We start from the raw sequence: 2,435 nt of genomic DNA on the forward strand, positions 1-2,435 counted from the left end.
TGTTGCCGGCGGCCGGGTCTGGCTGGGTGAGGCCCTGAGGCCGCTGCCCTGGCGTTTTGCCGCCGCGCTGCTGCTCATGGTGCTGGCGCTGGGGCGGCCGCAATGGGGCCAGGTGCCTGCCGCCGACGCCGGCCACCACGAAGTGGTGATCGCGATCGACCTGTCGCGCAGCATGCTTGCAACCGACACACTGCCGTCGCGGCTGGAGCGGGCGCGCGGCCTGGCGCGGCGCCTGGCTGACCAGTCGGCGCTGGACGTCGGACTGATCGGCTTTGCCGGGCGAGCCTATCTGCTCGCCGCGCCCAGCCCCGATCGGACGCTGTTCGACATGTTCGTGGCCGCGGTCCATCCCGATCAGATGATCGTGCCGGGCAGCGATTATGTCGCCCTGTTTCGCGTCGCGAGCACCGCCTTCACCCCGCAGGCGACCCGCCGCACGCTCGTGCTGCTGTCTGACGGCGAGGCGGAACCAACGGACTGGCAGACCCCGCTGCGCCAGTTGCAATCGCGCGGCATCGCCGTGGTCACCGTCGGGCTGGGCACCACGGCGGGCGCCACCATCCGCGATGCCAAAGGCGAAGCGATCCGGTCGCGACTGGACAAGGCAGCGCTGGAGGGCATTGCGAGGGCCACCGGCGGCGCCGCGCTCGACGCTGCAGACGCCGCCGGGCTGGCGGCGCGGCTGGCGGCCAGCGGCGGCAACGGCGAAGGCAGCGCCCCTGCAGCGGGGACGGCCGAACGCTACGCTTGGTTCCTGCTGCCTGCCATCCTGTTCCTGTTGTGGAGCGCGGCGGTCGAATGGCCGGCCCGGCCCCACCTGCCCCGGTCCCGCCGCGCATTTCCTGCAGCAGCGCTGATGACGGGCCTCGCGCTGTTCATCGGCGCCGGCGCCGGCCATGCGGTCAAGCCTGCCGCGGAACCTGACCCGCTGCGCGAAGTGAAGCAGGTGGTCGCCCGGCTGGTGGACGGCCCCGAACCCGGCGCCGATGACTATCTGGCGCTGGCCAGGGTCAGCCTTGCCTATGGCGAAACCCATCGCCAGCATCTGCATCCGCTGCAGATCGGCGTGCTGATGGACGGGGTCGCGGCGGTGGATGCCGGGGCGGCGCTCGAACCCGGCCGGCCCGAATGGGCAGTGCTGCGCGGCAAGCTGAACCGCCTGATGCGGCCGCGCCGCACCACCGATGATCCCGAGGAGGGCGATGGCGAACCCCAGGGCGACCCCGACGCGGGGGAGGAGGCGCCGGATCCCGACGAGGCCGGCTTCGATCCCAAGGCCACCCCGCCCGATGATCGGCGGGTTGGTGGCACGCAGCGCAGTGGCGCCGAACAGGCCGAATGGCGCGTGCCGTCGCTGGTCAGGCCGGCCTATGTGCTGGAAAAGCTGCGCGCCGCCGATCAGCCTGGCGAACTGTTCCGCATTTTGCAGGCGCAGGAACCGGCGCCGCGCAAGGCCGGGCAGACATGGTGAGAAGATGTCTGGCGATGCTGCTGGGGCTGGTCCAGCTCGCGGCAGCGCCAGCGCTGGCCGCCGCGCCGGTGCCGCCCGCCCCGGACACCATCGTCTCCGGCAGCTTCCAGCTTCCCGACCGCCAGCCGTGGGCCGGCGAGGTCTTCACGCTCGGCATTGTCTGGCGGGTCGATTGGGACCAGTTCCGCTATCTCGACGGCGATCTTGCCTGGAAGCCCGATCCGCTGGTGACCGAAGGCTGGACCCGCCTGCCACTGGCGCCGCCGCTGGCGCAAGGCGGCCGCACGGTGGCCGATCTGGCCTTCACCACCCGCGCCATCGCGCTGACGCCCGGCACCGTCCAGTTGCCACCACCGGCGCGGCAGATGCAGATCGTCACCGGATCCTATGAAACCAGCGGCGTCACCATTGCGACCATCGGCCCGGTTATGGCGACCGGCGCCGGTGCCCGTCTGGCCGTGCGCGCCCTGCCGCCGGCGCCAGCCGGCTTTGGCGGCGCCGTTGGTGACTTCACCCTCAAATCGGCGCTGGACGTGCAGGGCGGCGAGGTCGGCAAGCCGATCGTCTGGACGGTCACCCTGTCGGGCACCGGCAACTGGATGGGCTTTGATGGCATCCCTTCGCGCCCGCTGCCGCGCGCGTTCGACCTGCTGGGCGCCCCGAAGCGCGGCAACGGCGCGGCCGACAGCCTGTTCGAACGGACGATGACCGAGGCCATCACCATCGTGCCGCGCACCCCCGGCCGCTTCTCGCTCGGGCCGGTCGACCTAGTGGTGTTCGATCCGCGCGCCGGCGCCTACCGGACGGTGGTGGCGCCTGCCGTCGAGATCAGCATCGCACCGGCGGCGAGAAGGTCTTCCCCGAGGAAGTCGAGGAAACCCTGAAAACCCACCCGGCGATCGAGGATGCGCTTGTGTTCGGCCTGCCGGATGAGAAATGGGGCCAGTGCGTCACCGCCGTGGTG

3 protein-coding genes are annotated in these 2,435 nt (G+C 71.5%); all 3 read left to right on the forward strand.

Annotated elements, in window-relative coordinates:
* Positions 1–1,471 (forward strand): VWA domain-containing protein (locus tag GJV64_RS13685; protein ID WP_164157942.1); only part of this gene is annotated, 1,471 nt, incomplete at its 5' end.
* Positions 1,465–2,355, forward strand: coding sequence for a BatD family protein (locus GJV64_RS13690; protein WP_164157943.1), 891 nt, complete (start codon positions 1,465–1,467; stop codon positions 2,353–2,355). The genes GJV64_RS13685 and GJV64_RS13690, both read left to right, overlap by 7 nt.
* 14 nt (positions 2,356–2,369) lie before the next feature.
* Positions 2,370–2,435, forward strand: a 66-nt coding sequence (locus GJV64_RS15735) for a hypothetical protein (protein WP_328799193.1), incomplete at its 3' end; no start/stop codon positions are given.

Origin of the sequence: Sandarakinorhabdus rubra (assembly GCF_010994245.1) — a bacterium.
Lineage (GTDB): Bacteria > Pseudomonadota > Alphaproteobacteria > Sphingomonadales > Sphingomonadaceae > Sandarakinorhabdus > Sandarakinorhabdus rubra.